At 63.1% G+C, this 16,304-nt stretch carries 17 protein-coding genes; 5 read left to right on the top strand and 12 right to left on the bottom strand.

The genetic code is table 11. The features are described from left to right. Nucleotides 1-17 precede the first annotated feature (17 nt). The 8 genes from gloA to rsxA all read right to left on the bottom strand — a co-directional run bounded on the left by gloA (nt 18) and on the right by rsxA (nt 7,232). Nucleotides 18-425 carry a lactoylglutathione lyase gene (gene gloA / locus I6L39_RS14080; protein WP_039038673.1) on the bottom strand — a complete coding sequence of 136 codons (408 nt, stop codon included), beginning with the start codon at nt 423-425 and terminating at the stop codon, nt 18-20. Between the two features lie 77 nt (nt 426-502). After that, nucleotides 503-1,144: an endonuclease III gene (nth, locus tag I6L39_RS14085; RefSeq protein WP_216989990.1), complete on the bottom strand. Its 642-nt coding sequence runs from the start codon at nt 1,142-1,144 to the stop codon at nt 503-505. Between the two features lie 14 nt (nt 1,145-1,158). Further along, nucleotides 1,159-1,917, bottom strand: coding sequence for an electron transport complex subunit E (locus I6L39_RS14090; RefSeq protein ID WP_010674312.1), 759 nt, complete (start codon nt 1,915-1,917; stop codon nt 1,159-1,161). A 16-nt stretch (nt 1,918-1,933) separates the two neighbouring features. Then, nucleotides 1,934-2,566, bottom strand: a complete 633-nt coding sequence (rsxG, locus tag I6L39_RS14095) for an electron transport complex subunit RsxG (RefSeq protein ID WP_216989991.1) — start codon at nt 2,564-2,566, stop codon at nt 1,934-1,936. 43 nt (nt 2,567-2,609) lie between these two features. Further along, entirely contained in the window at nt 2,610-3,662 is a 1,053-nt protein-coding gene (gene rsxD / locus I6L39_RS14100; protein WP_042079245.1) for an electron transport complex subunit RsxD, read from the bottom strand. Nucleotides 3,663-3,665: 3 nt separating this feature from the next. Next, the gene (rsxC, locus tag I6L39_RS14105; protein WP_216989992.1) at nt 3,666-6,065 is read right to left on the bottom strand and encodes an electron transport complex subunit RsxC; all 2,400 of its coding nucleotides are present in this window, start codon (nt 6,063-6,065) and stop codon (nt 3,666-3,668) included. 14 nt (nt 6,066-6,079) lie between these two features. Beyond that, a complete protein-coding gene (gene rsxB / locus I6L39_RS14110; RefSeq protein WP_010673980.1) occupies nt 6,080-6,646 on the bottom strand; it encodes an electron transport complex subunit RsxB in 567 nt (188 codons plus the stop codon). A gap of 4 nt (nt 6,647-6,650) precedes the next feature. Continuing rightward, nucleotides 6,651-7,232 (bottom strand): electron transport complex subunit RsxA, encoded by a 582-nt coding sequence (gene rsxA / locus I6L39_RS14115; RefSeq protein ID WP_010673981.1) that lies wholly within the window; start codon nt 7,230-7,232, stop codon nt 6,651-6,653. Nucleotides 7,233-7,343: 111 nt separating this feature from the next. Here rsxA and I6L39_RS14120 point away from each other — a divergent pair, with 111 nt between their 5' ends. Next, entirely contained in the window at nt 7,344-8,240 is an 897-nt protein-coding gene (locus tag I6L39_RS14120; RefSeq protein WP_216989993.1) for a DMT family transporter, read from the top strand. Nucleotides 8,241-8,301: 61 nt separating this feature from the next. Continuing rightward, entirely contained in the window at nt 8,302-8,499 is a 198-nt protein-coding gene (locus I6L39_RS14125; RefSeq protein WP_010673983.1) for a hypothetical protein, read from the top strand. 74 nt (nt 8,500-8,573) lie between these two features. On the opposite strand, the gene I6L39_RS20335 is transcribed toward I6L39_RS14125, so the two are convergent. After that, nucleotides 8,574-9,872 (bottom strand): methyl-accepting chemotaxis protein, encoded by a 1,299-nt coding sequence (locus I6L39_RS20335; RefSeq protein ID WP_216989994.1) that lies wholly within the window; start codon nt 9,870-9,872, stop codon nt 8,574-8,576. Nucleotides 9,873-10,383: 511 nt separating this feature from the next. Then, nucleotides 10,384-10,821, bottom strand: coding sequence for a DUF4124 domain-containing protein (locus tag I6L39_RS14135; RefSeq protein WP_010673985.1), 438 nt, complete (start codon nt 10,819-10,821; stop codon nt 10,384-10,386). Between the two features lie 281 nt (nt 10,822-11,102). Between I6L39_RS14135 and fabV the strand changes: the two genes are divergently transcribed. Together fabV and I6L39_RS14145 are read left to right on the top strand one after the other, a co-directional pair. Beyond that, a complete protein-coding gene (fabV, locus tag I6L39_RS14140; RefSeq protein WP_216989995.1) occupies nt 11,103-12,296 on the top strand; it encodes an enoyl-ACP reductase FabV in 1,194 nt (397 codons plus the stop codon). Between the two features lie 163 nt (nt 12,297-12,459). Next, nucleotides 12,460-13,935 (top strand): YfcC family protein, encoded by a 1,476-nt coding sequence (locus I6L39_RS14145; protein WP_216989996.1) that lies wholly within the window; start codon nt 12,460-12,462, stop codon nt 13,933-13,935. 61 nt (nt 13,936-13,996) lie between these two features. On the opposite strand, the gene I6L39_RS14150 is transcribed toward I6L39_RS14145, so the two are convergent. Next, complete coding sequence (locus tag I6L39_RS14150; protein WP_005302243.1) at nt 13,997-15,211, bottom strand: pyridoxal phosphate-dependent aminotransferase; 1,215 nt, start codon at nt 15,209-15,211, stop codon at nt 13,997-13,999. Nucleotides 15,212-15,566: 355 nt separating this feature from the next. Here I6L39_RS14150 and I6L39_RS14155 point away from each other — a divergent pair, with 355 nt between their 5' ends. Next, nucleotides 15,567-15,776 (top strand): DUF1653 domain-containing protein, encoded by a 210-nt coding sequence (locus tag I6L39_RS14155; RefSeq protein ID WP_209791671.1) that lies wholly within the window; start codon nt 15,567-15,569, stop codon nt 15,774-15,776. A gap of 59 nt (nt 15,777-15,835) precedes the next feature. Here I6L39_RS14155 and I6L39_RS14160 read toward each other — a convergent pair whose 3' ends face one another. Continuing rightward, nucleotides 15,836-16,093 carry a GrxA family glutaredoxin gene (locus I6L39_RS14160; RefSeq protein WP_010674029.1) on the bottom strand — a complete coding sequence of 86 codons (258 nt, stop codon included), beginning with the start codon at nt 16,091-16,093 and terminating at the stop codon, nt 15,836-15,838. Between the last annotated feature and the right edge of the window lie 211 nt (nt 16,094-16,304).

The raw sequence follows: 16,304 nt of genomic DNA on the forward strand, positions 1-16,304 counted from the left end.
CGCCAGGCGGCGTGGGTTCAGGCGCCCAGGCCGTTACCGGCGTCTTTCTTGGCAATCAGCTCAATCTTGTAACCGTCCGGGTCTTCCACGAAGGCGATGACGGTGGTGCCGCCCTTCACCGGGCCCGGCTCGCGGGTGATCTTGGCGCCGGCGGCGCGCAGCGCCTCGCAGGTGGCATAGATGTCGTCCGCTTCCAGGGCGATATGACCATAGGCGGAACCAAGCTCGTACTCGCTCACCCCCCAGTTGTACGTGAGCTCGATGACGGCTTCATCCTTCTCGTCGCCGTAGCCGACGAAGGCCAGGGTGTACTTGTATTCGCTGTTCTCGCTCTTGCGCAGCAGTGTCATGCCCAGCACTCGGGTGTAGAAGTCGATGGAACGTTGCAGATCGCCGACGCGCAACATGGTATGCAGAATTCTCATTGCTCAATTCTCCGGGTTGGTGGATTGGTACTGCCTTGAATCCATGGCCCGAGACCGGATCCGCAGAGGCCTGCAGATCAACTCTCGGGATAGACCTTCTCTTTGTATTCGCACAAATCTTCGATGATGCAGGAGCCGCAGCGGGGCTTGCGGGCGAGACAGGTGTAGCGCCCGTGCAGGATGAGCCAGTGGTGCACGTCCAGCTTGAACTCGGCGGGGACCACCTTGAGCAGCTTCTCCTCCACCTGATCCACGTTCTTGCCCACGGCAAAGCCGGTGCGGTTGGAGACCCGGAAGATATGGGTGTCGACGGCGATGGTGGGCCAGCCGAAGGCGGTGTTGAGCACCACGTTGGCCGTCTTGCGGCCGACGCCGGGCAGGGCCTCGAGGGCCTCGCGATTCTCCGGCACCTCGCCGCCGTGGCGCTCCAGCAGAATGGCGCAGGTCTTGATGACGTTCTCGGCCTTGGTGTTGAACAGGCCAATGGTCTTGATGTACTCCTTGACCCCGTCCACCCCCAGTTCCAGTATGGCCTGGGGGGTGTTGGCCACCGGATAGAGCTTGTCGGTGGCCTTGTTGACGCTGACATCCGTGGCCTGGGCCGAGAGCAGCACGGCGATGAGCAGCTCGAAGGGCGTGGTGAAGTTGAGCTCTGTGGTGGGGTGGGGGTTGTCATCGCGCAACCGCTCCAGGATCAGCCTGCGTTTCTGGTTGTTCATGGCTCTCTCTTGTCTCAGAGCTGGGTAGTGCGGGCGCCCGCCGCCGGCACGGTGCAGTGGGCCTTCTCGGCACTCTGCTTGCGGCCCATCCAGTCGTTGATGGCGTTTTTGCCGGCGATCATCAAACCGAGGCCGATGAAGCCGCCTGGGGGCAGGATCGCCAGCAGCAGGCTGGCGTCGGCGTGGAACAGCTCGACGCGCAATGACTTGGCCCAGTCACCCAGCAGCAGCTCGGCACCGTCGAACAGGGTGCCCATGCCGATGATCTCGCGAAGGCCCCCCAGTACCAGCAGCACCAGGGTAAAGCCCAGCCCCATCATGAAGCCGTCGAGGGCGGCAAGCAGGGGCGGGTTCTTGGAGGCATAGGCTTCGGCGCGGCCGATGATGACGCAGTTGGTGACGATGAGGGCGATGAAGATGCCGAGCGCCTGATAGAGGCCGTAGGTGTAGGCGTTCATCAACAGCTGCACGCTGGTCACCAGGGCCGCGATGATCATCACGTAGACCGGGATGCGGATATCCTTGGGCACCCAGTTGCGCACCAGGGAGACGGCGAGGTTGGAGCAGACCAGTACCACCATGGTGGCAAGGCCGAGCCCCAGCGCATTGGTAAAGGTGGAGGAGACCGCCAGGGTGGGGCAGAGCCCCAGCACCTGCACCAGGGAGGGGTTGTTCTTCCACAGTCCCTGCAGCATCAGCTCCTTGAGCTCTTCGCGGCGGCCACTTTCCCCGGCGGGTTGGCTGGCCGTGTCAATCACGTCGACTTGTTCCATTGCGTGTGCTCCGGCGTTAGGGGTTGGTATGGCAGGAGGGGGCATCGTGCAGCAGTTCGGGGTGCTCCTGTTGCAGCCTCAGCAAATTTTTCACCGCCTTGACCACGGCCCGCGGGGTGATGGTGGCGCCGGTGAAGGCGTCGAATTCGCCGCCATCCTTCTTCACCGCCCAGGTGGCGTCGTTGTCGGCCGTGAGGGACTTGCCGGTGAAGCTGTCGATCCAGCTGGATTTCTTCAGCTCTATCTTGTCACCAAGCCCCGGGGTTTCCTTGTGGGCCAGCACCCTGACCGCGCTGACGGCCCCCTTTGCATCGGTGCCGACCACCATGCGAATGGCCCCACTGTAACCATCGGGGGCCACGGTTTCCAGCGCGTAGCCGGTGTGCTCTCCCTTGAGGGTGGCGGTATAGAGCGGCATCGGCTGATCGCTGCCCAGGTATTCCCGGCTCCTGACCAGCTTGCAACTGGCCACCAGATCGTTGTCATAGCTTCCCTCCGGCAGCAGGGCTCCGAGGGTGCGCAACTGCTCCAGCTGCTGCTGGTGGGCGATGCGATCCCGGGTCAGCTCGTTGGTCAGCACCACCATGGCGGTGCAACCCAGGGCGAACAGGGCCAGGGTCAGGCCGTTCTTGCGCATGCTCTTCAACATGGGAGGCTCTCCGTCTCGCGTGTCCGGCAATTCAGATATGGGTTCATTTGCGACGGGCTCCATAGACCTTGGGGCGGGTCAGGCTGTCAATCAGCGGCACGCACAGGTTGGCCAGCAGCACCGCGAAGGCGAAGGCGTCCGGGTAGCCGCCAAAGCGGCGAATGAGATAGACCAGCACCCCGATGAGGGCACCGTAGACCAGGCGCCCCTTCGCCGTGGTGCTCGCGCTCACCGGATCGGTGGCGATGAAGAAGGCGCCCAGCATGGTGGCGCCGCTGAACAGGTGCAGCATGGGGGTGGCGGTGGCATCCGGCGTCGCCAGATAGCCCAAGGTGGATGCCAGCAGCAGTGAGCCCAGCACGGCGGCCGGAATGCGCCAGTTGATCACCTTCTGCTGCAACAGGAAGAGGCCCCCCAGCAGGTAGCCGAGGTTGACCCAGCTCCAGCCGATGCCGCCCCAGCCCTCGAACACCTTGTGGGTCATCACCTCGCTAGCGGTGAGTCCCTGGGTCAGCCCGGTCTTGAGGGTATCGAGCGGCGTGGCCATGGTCAGGCCATCCACCCCCTGCTTGAGCTGCAGCATGCTGTAGCCGTCCAGGCTGAAGCCGGTGAAGATCACCGAGGCCGCATCGCCGAAGCCGATGTCATAGGCGGCGATGCTGGAGGGGGGAAGCCAGCTGGTCATCTGGACCGGGAAGGAGACCAGCAGCAGCACATAGGCCACCATGGCGGGGTTGAACAGGTTCTGACCGAGCCCCCCGTAGAGGTGCTTGGCGATAATGATGGCAAAGGCGGTGCCGATCACCAGCATCCACCAGGGCAGCAGGGGGGGCAAGGCGAGGCCGATCAGCACGGCGGTGAGGGCCGCGCTGCCATCCAGCAGCGCCGGTTTGACGGGGCGCCCGCGCAGGCGAAGGACGAAGGCCTCACAGCCCAGTGCCGTGACCAGCGCCAGCAGGATCTGGATCAGGGTCCCCCAGCCGAAGAACCAGGTCTGGGCCAGAAAACCCGGCAGGCAGGCCAGGATCACCAGCACCATCATGGTCTGGGTCTGCCTGCGGTTGTGGGCAAAGGGCGCACTCGCGATATTGAACATGGGTCAGTGGCTCTTGTCGGTCGAAGAGGAAGGGGAAGAGGCTGCAGCCTCGGCGGCCAGCTTCCTGGCCTTGGCGCGGGCGATGGCGGCGGCCACGGCGGCCTTCTTGGGATCGGCGTCGGCGGGCTCGGCCAGGACCGATGCGGGGGGGGCCTCGTCCCGGTGCTCCCGCGGGGGTTCGCTCACGGCGTCGCCACCGGCAGCCTGGGCTGCCTTCCTGGCCTTGGCGCGGGCGATGGCGGCGGCCACGGCGGCCTTCTTGGGATCGGCGTCGGCAGGCTCGGCCAGGGTCGATGCGGGTGATGCCTCGTCCCGGTGCTCTTGCGCGGTCTCGCTCACGGCGTCGTCACCCGCAGCCTGGGCGGCTTTCCTGGCCTTGGCGCGGGCGATGGCGGCGGCCACGGCGGCCTTCTTGGGATCGGCGTCGGCGGACTCGGCCAGGGTCGATGCGGGTGATGCCTCGTCCCGGTGCTCTTGCTCGGTCTCGCTCACGGCGTCGTCACCCGCAGCCTGGGCGGCTTTCCTGGCCTTGGCGCGGGCGATGGCGGCGGCCACGGCGGCCTTCTTGGGATCGGCGTCGGCGGACTCGGTCAGGATCGATGCGGGGGGGGCCTCGTCCCGGTGCCCCTGCGTAGTCTCGCTCACGGCGTCGCCACCGACAGCCTGGGCGGCTTTTTTGGCCTTGGCGCGGGCGAGGGCGGCAGCCACGGCCGCCTTCTTGGGATCGACCTCTACGGCGCCGCTCTCTACGCCATCAGCGGCCTCAGCCGCCTTGGCGGCGCGACGTGCCAGCGCCTCCTGCTTGCGCGCCTCTCTGGCGGCAATCATGGCGCCGTTGTCCGGTGCTGGCTCGCTGGTGCCTGCCTGGGTGGTCTCCTGCTTGGCCTTGAGGCGGGCCAGGGCAGCGGCGACGGGATCTTCTCCCCCCGCGGCCGTCATGGCCTGACGGCGCTGGGCCGCCGCCTCGGCATGGCGTGCCTCCCGCGCGGCCTTGTCCCGCTCGAAACGGGCCTGCTTGGCCTCGAAGCGCTGCTTGGCCCGCTCGGCCTTCTCGTGCTCGGCACGGGCCTCGCGGATGTCGTCCTTGGCGATCTTGTAGTACTGCACCAGGGGGATCTCGCTCGGGCAGACCCAGGCGCAGGCCCCGCACTCGATGCAGTCGAACAGGTTGAGCTTCTCGGCCTTGTCGTACTCCTTGACCCGGCTATACCAGTAGAGCTCCTGGGGCAGCAGGGTGGCCGGGCAGGCGTCGGCGCAGGCGCTGCAGCGGATGCAGGCCTGTTCGGGGCCGGGCGGCGGCAGCTCTGCCCGGGTGGGAGAGAGCAGGCAGTTGGTGGCCTTGACCACGGGCACCATGGCGTGGGGCAGGGTGAAGCCCATCATGGGTCCCCCCATGATGACCCGCTGATCCGCCTCCGGTTGCAGCTCGAAGCGTTGCAACAGCCAGCGAACCGGGGTGCCGAGGCGCACCCAGGCATTGCCGGGCTTCTTGAAGGCGTCGCCGGTGAGGGTGACGATGCGCTCGATGAGCGGCTCGCCGTCGATGATGGCGCGCTTGATGGCGAACACGGTGGCGACGTTGAGCACCATGATGCCCATGTCCACCGCACGGCCGCCCTTGGCGACCTGGCGTCCGGTGAGCAGCTCTATGGTCTGCTTGGCACCGCCCGAGGGGTACTTGGTCGGCACCGACTTGACCAGCACATCCGGGTCTGTGGCATGGCGGTTGAGGGATTCGATGGCCGCGGGCTTGTTGTCCTCCACACCGATCAGGGTGAGCTTGGGTTTGAGCAGGTGCTTGAGGACCCGGATGCCGTCCATGATCTCGTCGGCATACTCCTGCATCAGCCTGTCGTCGGTGGTGATGTAGGGCTCGCACTCCAGGCCGTTGACGATCAGGATCTCGGTGAGCTGGCCGCGGCCGTCGAGCTTGCTGTGGGTCGGGAAGACGGCGCCGCCGAGGCCGGCGATCCCCGCCTGCTGAATGCGCGCGAGCAGCTCGCCCCGCTCCAGGTTCCAGTAGTCCGGTTGGGGTTTGCGCTCGCCCCAGGCATCCTCTCCGTCCGGGGTGAGGATGACGCAGAGATCGTCGAGGCCGGAGGGGTGCGCCACCGTGTGCTGTTCGATGGCGGTGACGGTGCCCGAGGTGGAGGCGTGCACCGGCACGATGCGCCCCTTGTCAAAGCCGGTCAGCGGCTGGCCCTTCTTGACCCTGTCCCCCACCCGCACCAGCAGTTCGCCGGCGGGGCCGGCATGCTGGCGCACCGGGATGATGAGCTGGGGGGGGAGGCCCGCGTCAACGACGGGGATCAGGCTGGACTGGTGCTTGTTCTCGGGGGGATGAATGCCGCCGTGAAAATCCCACAGAGTGCCGGCTTTGATGCGTTCGAGCAGATGCTGCATGGTTACTCCGCTGTTTATTCCACTATCTTGACCGGAATGGCGACCTTGGCCAGATCCCATTTCCAGTTGTCGACCGTGGTCGGCACCGGGATCATTTCGATACAGTCGGTCGGGCAGGGGTCGACGCAGAGGTCGCACCCCGTGCACTCGGCCGCGATGACGGTGTGCATCGCCTTGGTGGCGCCGAGGATGGCATCGACCGGGCAGGCCTGGATGCATTTGGTGCAACCTATGCACATGTCCTCGTGAATGAAGGCCACCTTCTTGACCGGGGTTGCCGCCTCCTCGCCCCCGTCCAGCGGCTGGGGATCGACCCCCATCAGGTCCGCTATCTTGCGCATGGTGGCGTCGCCACCTGGCACGCACTTGTTGATCTTGTCGCCATTGGCCAGGGCTTCGGCGTAGGGCTTGCAGCCCGGGTAGCCACACTGGCCGCACTGGGTCTGGGGCAGCAGGGCGTCGAGCTGATCGACGATGGGATCGGCCTCTACGTGAAACTTGACGGCGGCAAAGCCCAGAATGATGCCGAAGGCCAGGGCAAGCAGGGCCAGCACCAGAATGGCAAAGAGTATGTGAGTCATAGCGCTATATCTTGATGAGGCCGGTAAAGCCCATGAAGGCCAGCGACATCAGGCCGGCGGTGACCATGGCGATGGAAACGCCACGGAAGGGGGCCGGCACGTCGGCGGCCACCAGGCGCTCCCGCATGGCGGCAAACAGGATCAGCACCAGGGAGAAGCCGGCGGCGGCACCGAAGCCGTAGATGATGCTCTGGATGAAGTTGTGGCGCTCGTTGATGCTGAGCAGCGCCACGCCGAGCACGGCGCAGTTGGTGGTGATGAGCGGCAGGAAGATGCCGAGCAGGCGATACAGGGTCGGGCTGCTCTTGCGGATCACCATCTCGGTGAACTGTACCACCACGGCGATCACCAGGATGAAGCCCAGGGTGCGCAGGTAGGCGATGTCCAGCGGGATCAGGATGTAGTGCTCCATCAGGTAAGAGCAGGCGCTGGCGAGCGTCATCACGAAGGTGGTGGCCAGTCCCATGCCGATGGCGGTTTCCAGCTTGCCCGAGACGCCCATGAAGGGGCAGAGGCCGAGAAACTTCACCAGCACGAAGTTGTTGATCAGCACGGTGCCGACCAGTAAAAGCAGGTACTCAGTCATTGACGATGGGTTATCCGGTATGAAGGCGGCGGTATTATCTGATGTTAGGTGCCTTTAGACAACCGCAAGGCCGCATGGTTATTATTCGACTGGCCAATTCATGGAGGCATAGTGCGCCCTTTACCCATCCTGACCCTGACCCTGGCCATGCTGCTCTGGTCCAGCTCCTTCATCGCCCTCAAACATGTGCTGGAGGTCTGGTCTTTCGGCCAGGTGCTCTTCATGCGGATGGGGGTGGCCTCGGGCTGCTGGCTGCTGTGCTACCGCCGGCTCGGCAATTTTCACTATCGACAGGGGGACTGGCGCTGGCTGGCCCTGATGGGGGCGCTCGAGCCCTGCCTCTACTTCCTGCTGGAGGTGAACGCCCTGCGTTACACCAGCGCCGGTCAGGCGGGCATGGTCTGCGCCCTGCTGCCCCTGATGGTAGCCCTGGTGGCCTTCGTGCTGCTCAGGGAGCGGGTGAGCCGCCGCCAGCTGCTCGGCTTTGCCATCGCCATCGCCGGCATCGCCCTGCTGGGACTGGGAGAGGGGGCCGACGAGTTTGCCCCCAACGCCCTGCTCGGCAACAGTCTGGAGATGGGGGCCATGCTCTGCGCCGCCACCTATTCCGTGGTGTTCAAGAGGCTCTCCAGCCGCTACGGCGTGATGACCCTGACGGCCCTGCAGGCCTTTGTCGGCACCCTCTTCTTCGCGCCTTTTGCCTTTTCTTCCCCCTGGCCTGCCGCCTGGGCCTGGCAGGACATGGCGGTCATCGTCTTCCTCGGCGCCTTCGTGACGCTCGGCGCCTACCTGCTCTACAACTGGTCGGTGACCCAGGTCAAGGTGACCCTGGCGGCGGCCTATGTGAACCTCATCCCGGTGTTTACCCTGCTGCTCGCCTATCTGCTGCTGGGGGAGACCCTCAGTCCCTTGCAATGGCTTGCCTGCGCCGCCGTGCTGGCCGGCATCGGGGTGGGCCAGCTGCCCTCGGGCAAGCCGCGGCCACAGGCCATCACCACGGGGGGATGAGTCGCCGCCGTTGGGCTACAGTCTGGACAGGGGAGCATCCCGGCCATGAAGGAGCCACACCATGAGCGACATGATCTTGCTGGCCGAGGCCAAGGCACTGCTGAGCCACCACCCTTTTACCCTGGCCGATGCCAGGGCGCTGGAGGCGCTGGAGGAGGAGGCCGTGGGGGAGGAGGGGCTCTGCATCGCCGAGCTGTGGGAGGCGGCCCTCGGTCAGGCCGACGAGGAGGCCAGGCACTATCTGCTTGGGGAGGAGTGATCCGTACCCGAGGGGCTTTATGACCCATAAAAGCGCGGGGCTCTTGGCCCCGCGCTTTTATGGGGGGCATCACACTAGATGGAGAGGCTCTTGACGGTGTCCGAGACGGAGTTGGCGTCCTCGATGATCTCCTTGATGACGTCGGCGATGATGTTGGCCTGATCCTGCCCGGCCACCGCCTTGTCGGAGACGACGGAGACGGTCTGGGTGATCTGGGAGGTGATCTCCGAGTTGTGCTTGATGACGGAGACGATCTCGCTGGTGGAGGTCGACGTCCTGGCGGCAAGCTGTCTCACCTCGTCCGCCACCACCGCGAATCCCCGTCCCTGCTCGCCGGCCCTGGCCGCCTCTATGGCGGCGTTGAGGGCCAGCAGGTTGGTCTGATCCGCGATGCCGCTGATGGTGGAGATGATGGACTCTATGCTCCTGGATTGCTGATTGAGCTGCTCTATCTGCCTGCTGACCGCGTTGACCGAGTGGTTGATGTGGGAGGAGGTCTCCAGCACCCGATCGATCACCTCCCGCCCCTTGGCGGCACTGGCGACGGTTTCGCTCGCGATGGCGCACGCCTTCTGGGCCGCTTCCCGGGTGGAGATGGATTTTTCTACCCGCTCGGTGATGTCGCTCGCCAGCTTGATGATTTTGACCACCTTGCCCTCGTGGTTGAAGATGGGGTTGTAGGTGGCTTCCAGCCAGATCTTCTCGCCACGGTGGCCCAGGCGCATGAAGAGGCCGGACTTGATGTCCCCCGAACCGAGATCGTGCCAGAAGTTGGGATTTTTCTGGTAGAACTCGGGGTCGCAGAAGAGGCGATGATGTTTGCCGACCACCTCTTCCAGCCGATAGCCGAAGCAGTGAAGGAAGTTCTGGTTGGCGTTGAGCACTGTGCCATCGGGCTGGAAGTCGATGACCGCCAGGGACTTGTCCAGCGCAGCCAGCAGGGCCTGGGTGCGCTCCAGGGTGGATTGCTGCTGGGTCACGTCCGAGGCGACCTTGGCGATCCGCACCACCTTGCCGTCGATGACGATGGGGAAATAGGTGGCTTCCAGCCACACGGCCTTGCCCGATTTCGACTGGCGGATGAAGCGGCCGCTGCGGGAGACGCCGCCGCGCAGATCCTGCCACAACCCCTCGTAATCGTGTGTCTTGACGTCTTCCGGGAAGCAAAGGGCGCTGTGATGCTTGCCGATCACCTCTTCACGTTCAAATCCCACGATCTTGAGAAACAGCTCGTTGGCGAAGGTGACCACTCCCGCCGGGGTAAACTGGACGAAGGGCACCTGGGACTGGATGGCCCGCTCGAACGCGTCCAGCTCCACCATCCTTTCCGCTTGCTCACTGGCTTCCTTGCTTGTTTTTTGATTCCAGAACATGACAGAGCTCCTCCATGAGACCCTTGAATGACAGACCGTGCTTAATCTGAGTGAATTAACAATAGCATTGCTCTTTGATGAATCATCATCGGACCTGAGTTAACTTTTTAATTTTCAATGCTGATTTTATGATTGCTGGATAATAAGGTCTCGAATAAGGCTCTTTTATATTGTTACCCTTCTCTGGCTGCATCTGATATTGGCATGACGGTGTCTCTTTTGACACTTGATATTGTCGTCTCTACATTGGAGGTTTTATTTCATCGCTTCGGCTGTCGATGAATATCGACCGACGTCGGTGAGGGCTGCATGGCATTGAGGCGCCGGGATATCGGTTGGTGGATTAGCGGCCGGCAGGGTGGCTGAAACAGACGATGAATCGGTATTGATTGTATGGGAAATAACCCCATGCACATGCCAGTGATCCCCCGATAACCCTTTTACACAGGCGAAGCGCAATATTCCCGGCTCGGCAGCATCTTTATGAATCCGGATGAAACGGGGAGAGCGCTTATTTTGCCTTGAGGGTGGAGAGCCGCTTGTTCAGCGCCTCCATCTCGTCCTGATATGGACGTGTCACGGCCTGCACATCCAAGCGCCGGGTGTCGCCGGTCTCGGTGGTGATGGTGTCTGACTGGCCCTCGTTGAACCTGGTCATCTCGCGGTTCATCTTCTGATCCTTGGCATCCAGTTCAGTGCGCATGGCCTCAAGCTGGCGCTGCTTCCGACCGCTGGCCAGGTTCTCTTCGATATCCCGGGTTCGCTTGTTCGCCCGCTCGACCTCCTCGGCCGAGGGGGTGAAGATGTTCATCCTCACCGGCTCGCTGTCACCGGTACAGGGGATGTCGCTGAAGGTGATGCTGCCGTTGACGGTGCATTTGTAGACCTCGGCAGAGAGCGGGGTGGCCGCCGCCAGCAGGGCGAGGCAGATGACCAGGGTGCGTGACATAGACTCCTCCTTGAATCCTCCCCTTGCACACTAGTACATGGTGCCGGGTCAGACAATTACTCCCGTCATCCGCGATGAAAGCGAGGGATTGCCCGTGTCGCCGCGTCCTCTTTACCTGCGAACGGGGTGGCATATCCTGCACACAGGGTGCCCAGTTGCCGTGCGAAACGGCGGATCTCTACCGGTTTTCCCCGCCGTTCAACACATCAGAGCACCATAACGGGCCACAATGAGGTATCTTATGCCCCGATTTCATCCATTAAACGGATCCGAGACCCCATATGATCATCAAACCCAAGGTTCGCGGTTTTATCTGCACCACCACCCACCCGGTCGGTTGTGAAGCCAATGTTCGTCGTCAGATCGCTTATACGAAGGCCAAGGGCGCCATCGAGAATGGCCCCAAGAAGGTGCTGGTGATCGGCGCTTCCACCGGTTATGGCCTGGCCTCCCGCATTGCCGCCGCCTTTGGTAGCGGCGCCGCCACCCTCGGCGTCTTCTTCGAAAAAGCGGGCAGCGAGACCAAGACCGCCACTGCCGGCTGGTACAACTCCGCCGCCTTCGACAAGGCCGCCAAAGAGGCCGGCCTCTACGCCAAGAGTGTCAACGGCGATGCCTTCTCCCACGAGTGCCGCGCCAAGGTGATCGAGCTCATCAAGCAGGATCTGGGGCAGATCGATCTGGTGGTCTACTCCCTGGCCTCCCCGGTGCGCAGGCTGCCGGACACCGGCGAAGTGGTGCGCTCCGCCCTCAAGCCCATCGGTGAGGTCTACACCTCCACCGCCATCGATACCAACAAGGATCAGATCATCACCGCCACCGTCGAGCCGGCGAACGAGGAAGAGATCCAGAGCACCATCACCGTCATGGGCGGCCAGGACTGGGAGCTGTGGATGGCGGCCCTGCGCGATGCGGGCGTGCTGGCTGACGGCGCCAAGTCCGTGGCCTACTCCTACATCGGTACCGACCTGACCTGGCCCATCTACTGGCATGGCACCCTGGGCCGCGCCAAGGAAGATCTGGATCGCGCCGCCGCCGCCATCCGTGGCGATCTGGCCGCCAAGGGCGGCACCGCCCACGTGGCCGTGCTCAAATCCGTGGTGACCCAGGCCTCCAGCGCCATTCCCGTGATGCCGCTCTACATCTCCATGGCCTTCAAGATCATGAAGGAGAAGGGCATTCACGAGGGCTGCATGGAGCAGGTGGATCGCATGATGCGCACCCGCCTGTACGGCGCCGATCTGGCGCTGGACGAGCAGGCCCGTATCCGCATGGATGACTGGGAACTGCGTGAAGACGTGCAGCAGACCTGCCGGGATCTCTGGCCCTCCATCACCACAGAGAACCTCTGTGAGCTCACCGATTATGCCGGCTACAAGCAGGAGTTCCTGCGTCTGTTCGGTTTCGGCCTGGACGAGGTGGACTACGAGGCGGACGTGAATCCGGACGTGACTTTCGACGTGGTCGAGCTCTGAGTCTGACTCAAGTGAAAACAGGGCCCTGCGGGGCCCTGTTTTTTTGGCAAGAATTCCGTCAGACTGCGGAATTTTATTATCCACGATCACCTTTTCCCCATATCAAACCCGCTAGGCTTGCGCTGTCTGGATCACATGACGGCATTGCCGAGGTACGGAAGCTATGACCACTCCACATGAAGCGCCCAAAAAGCGCCAACTCCCCACTGTCTATACCCTGCTTTTCATCATCATCGCCCTGATGGCGGCCCTGACCTGGGTGCTGCCGGCGGGCAAATACAACTACGTGACGGCCAAGACCCAGCAGCCGATTGCGGCGGCGGCCGTGGCCGACTACGGCGGCGACGAGCGGCTGTTGCCGGTGCCCGGCAGCTACACCGAGCTCCCCTCCCAACCGCAGGGGGTATTCGATGTGCTCAAGGCGCCGATCCAGGGCTTTCACAAGGCAGCCGACGTGGCGCTGTTCGTGCTCATCATCGGTGGTTTTCTGGCGGTGACCATGCAGAGCGGCGCGCTGGATGCCGGGGTGGGGGCCATAGTGCGCGGCTTTGCCGGCCGAGAGCAGTTGCTGATCCCCGTGCTGATCGCCCTGTTTGCCCTCGGCGGCTCCACCTTCGGCATGGCGGAGGAGACGGTGGCCTTCTGGGCACTGATCGTGCCGGTAATGATGGCGGCGGGCTTCGATCGCATGGTGGCGGCAGGGATCATCCTGCTCGGCTCCGGGGTCGGGGTGCTCGCCTCCACCGTCAACCCGTTTGCCACCGGCATCGCCTCCGGTTTTGCCGGTATCCCCATCGGTGAGGGGATTGGCCTTAGGGTTGTGCAGTGGCTGCTGCTGGTAATCTTCGCCTCCTGGTTCGTGATGCGCTACGCCAAACGGGTGCAGCAGGACAGGTCCCGCTCCGTGCTGGCCGACATCGCCTATGACGACGAGTTCTCCCAGATGAAGAGCGGCAACCTCGCCTTCAGCGGCAAGCAGAAGCTCACCATGCTGGTCTTCTTCGGCACCTTCCTGCTGATGATCTATGCGGTGGTGCCCTGGTCGGATCTGGGCATCGATCTGCTGCCCACCTTGGGCTGGTGGTTCGACGAGCTATCCACCCTGTTCTTCAGCGCCTCCATCCTGATCGCGCTGATCAACCGGATGCCCGAGTCCAACTACGTGGCGACCTTCCTCAACGGGGCGCGGGATCTCATCGGGGTGGCCCTGGTGGTGGCGGTGGCGCGGGGCATCTATGTGGTGATGGAGCACGGCGTCATCATCGACACCATATTGCACTGGGCCGAGGGGCTGGTGAGCGGGCTGTCGTCATCGGTGTTTATCCTGATGGCCTATCTGGTGCACATCATCCTGAGCTTCTTCATCCCCTCCACCTCGGGGCTGGCGACCGTTTCCATGCCGCTGATGGGGCCGTTGGCAGACTTCTCCGGCATCTCCCGGGATCTGGTGATCACCGCCTATCAGTCCGCCTCCGGCTGGATCAACCTGTTCGCCCCCACCGCCGCTCATCTGGTAGCGGGGCTGGCGCTGGCCAGGATCCCCTACGATCGCTTCGTGCGCTGGGTGCTGCCCTTCATCATCGGGGTGGCTCTCATCACCATGGGGGTGCTGGTGGCCGGGGCCCTGCTGCACGGCTGATGGGACGTCACACGACAGACAATAAAAAGGCTCCCGAAGGAGCCTTTTTCATGAGCCTTGCTTACTGCTTGTAGCCCTTGAGGAAGCGGGCGAGGCGGCCGATGGCCTCCTCCAGCTCCTCTTCCCGGGGCAGGAACACCAGGCGGAAGTGATCCGGTGCGGGCCAGTTGAAGCCGGTTCCCTGCACCAGCAGGAGCTTCTCTTGCTGCAGCAGGTCGAACACCATCTTCTGGTCGTCGCGGATGTCGTACACCTTGGGGTCGAGGCGCGGGAACATGTAGAGCGCCCCCTTGGGCTTGACGCAGGAGACCCCGGGGATCTCGTTCAAAAGCTCCCAGGCCTTGTCGCGCTGGCGGCGCAGGCGACCGCCCGGCAGGATCAGCTCGTTGATGCTCTGGTAACCCCCGAGAGCTGTCTGGATGGCGTGCTGCATGGGCACGTTGGCACAGAGGCGCATGGAGGCCAGCATCTCCAGCCCTTCGATGTAGCCCTTGGCACGGCCCTTGGGCCCGGTGATGACCATCCAGCCCTGGCGGAAGCCACAGGCGCGGTAGGCCTTGGAGAGGCCGTTGAAGGTCACCACCATGACGTCGTCACACAGGGTGCAGACGCTGGTGTGGGAGATGTCGTCGTAGAGGATCTTGTCGTAGATCTCGTCGGCGAAGATGATGAGGTTGTGCTGGCGGGCGATCTCGATCACCTCCAGCAGGAACTCGCTGCCGTAGACGGCGCCGGTCGGGTTGTTCGGGTTGATCAGCACCAGGCCGCGGGTGCGCGGGGTAATGCGGGCGCGGATGTCGTCGAGATCCGGATACCAGTCGGCCCCTTCATCGCAGCGATAGTGCACCGCATGACCACCGGAGAGGGTCACGGCCGCAGTCCAGAGCGGATAGTCGGGGGAGGGGACCAGCATCTCGTCGCCGTTGTTGAGCAGCGCCTGCATCGCCATCACGATGAGCTCGCTGGCGCCGTTGCCGATGTAGATGTCGTCGATGTCGACCTTGCGCATCCCCTTCTGCTGGTAATACTGCATCACCGCCTTGCGGGCGGAGAAGAGCCCCTTGGAGTCGCAGTAGCCCTGGCTCTGGGGCATGTTGAGGATCACATCCTTGATGATCTCCTCCGGCGCTTCGAAGCCAAACGGGGCCGGGTTGCCGATGTTGAGCTTGATGATGCGGTGACCTTCGTCTTCGAGACGGCGAGCTTCCTTATGCACCGGGCCGCGGATGTCATAGCAGACATCGTCGAGCTTGTGCGACTTGTCGATAGTGAACATGGTGAGCGTGATTCCTTCCCCGTGGGGCGCGTTGGCAGAAAAGCGGTTTTTAGTATCAAATTTCTCTGCCCCTATTCTTCACAGAATTGAATGCTAGAACAATCTAATTTATGGAATAAATCCCTGATATTTACCCCTAAAACAGGGTTGCTGAGGTGTTAAATTCAGCAGGATCTTTTGCCTGTTTCGCGAGAAACCAGTGAAAGATGAGGGGTGATCCCATAATGCCACCGGAGTGTATTGAAATCTCCACACCATCTGGCACGATTGGCTGGGCCGAAAAACGTCGCCAGACCCTTTCGGCCAAGCCCGTTTCCCGTCGGACTGGCTCTCATCAACCCATGGAGGCACTGCCATGCAAGCACCCCAACCCGGTCGCTATCGTCACTTCAAGGGGGGCCACTACCGGGTGCTCACCCTGGCCCTGCATACCGAGACCGGGGAATCCCTGGTCGTCTATCAATCGGAGCAGGACGGTCAGGTCTATGCCCGTCCCGTCGCCATGTTCATGGAGTGGATTGAACATCAGGGACAGGTGGTGAGCCGCTTCACGCCGGTGGCCTGAGGCAGGCTTGGCGACATGAAAAAAGGCGCCAGAGGCGCCTTTTTTCATGGTGTCGGGGCTTAAAGACCCAGATTGGCTCTGGCATAGGCCTCAAAATCGGTGCAGCCGCCGATGTGCTGCTCATCCAGGAAGATCTGCGGCACAGTGGTGACCGGCTTGCCCGCCTTGGCGGCGAGATCGTCCTTGGTCAGCCCGGCCACGTTGATATCCACGTAGCGGAACTCGAAGTCATCGCGCTCCTCGGTCAGCTGCTCGGCAATCTGCTTGGCGCGCACGCAATAGGGGCAACCGGGACGACCAAAAATCTCTACAAACATCTTTTCTCTCCATTAAACAGGCCGTTGAAGAAGGCCATTGAGACGAGGCTGGGCACAGCATAGCCCCGCCGCCGTGCCAGTCAAAGCCGAAAATAGCGATGCGTCCGTTCGCCAACCCCGATTGCGCCCATTGCTGATGAAGGCTCCAGAGCCCCTGTCTCGCGCCAAGGTCGGGGAATGGGGCAGCCTTGCTGGCAAGGCCACCCATATC

The organism is Aeromonas sp. FDAARGOS 1409 (assembly GCF_019048705.1).
Classification (GTDB): Bacteria; Pseudomonadota; Gammaproteobacteria; order Enterobacterales; family Aeromonadaceae; genus Aeromonas; species Aeromonas sanarellii.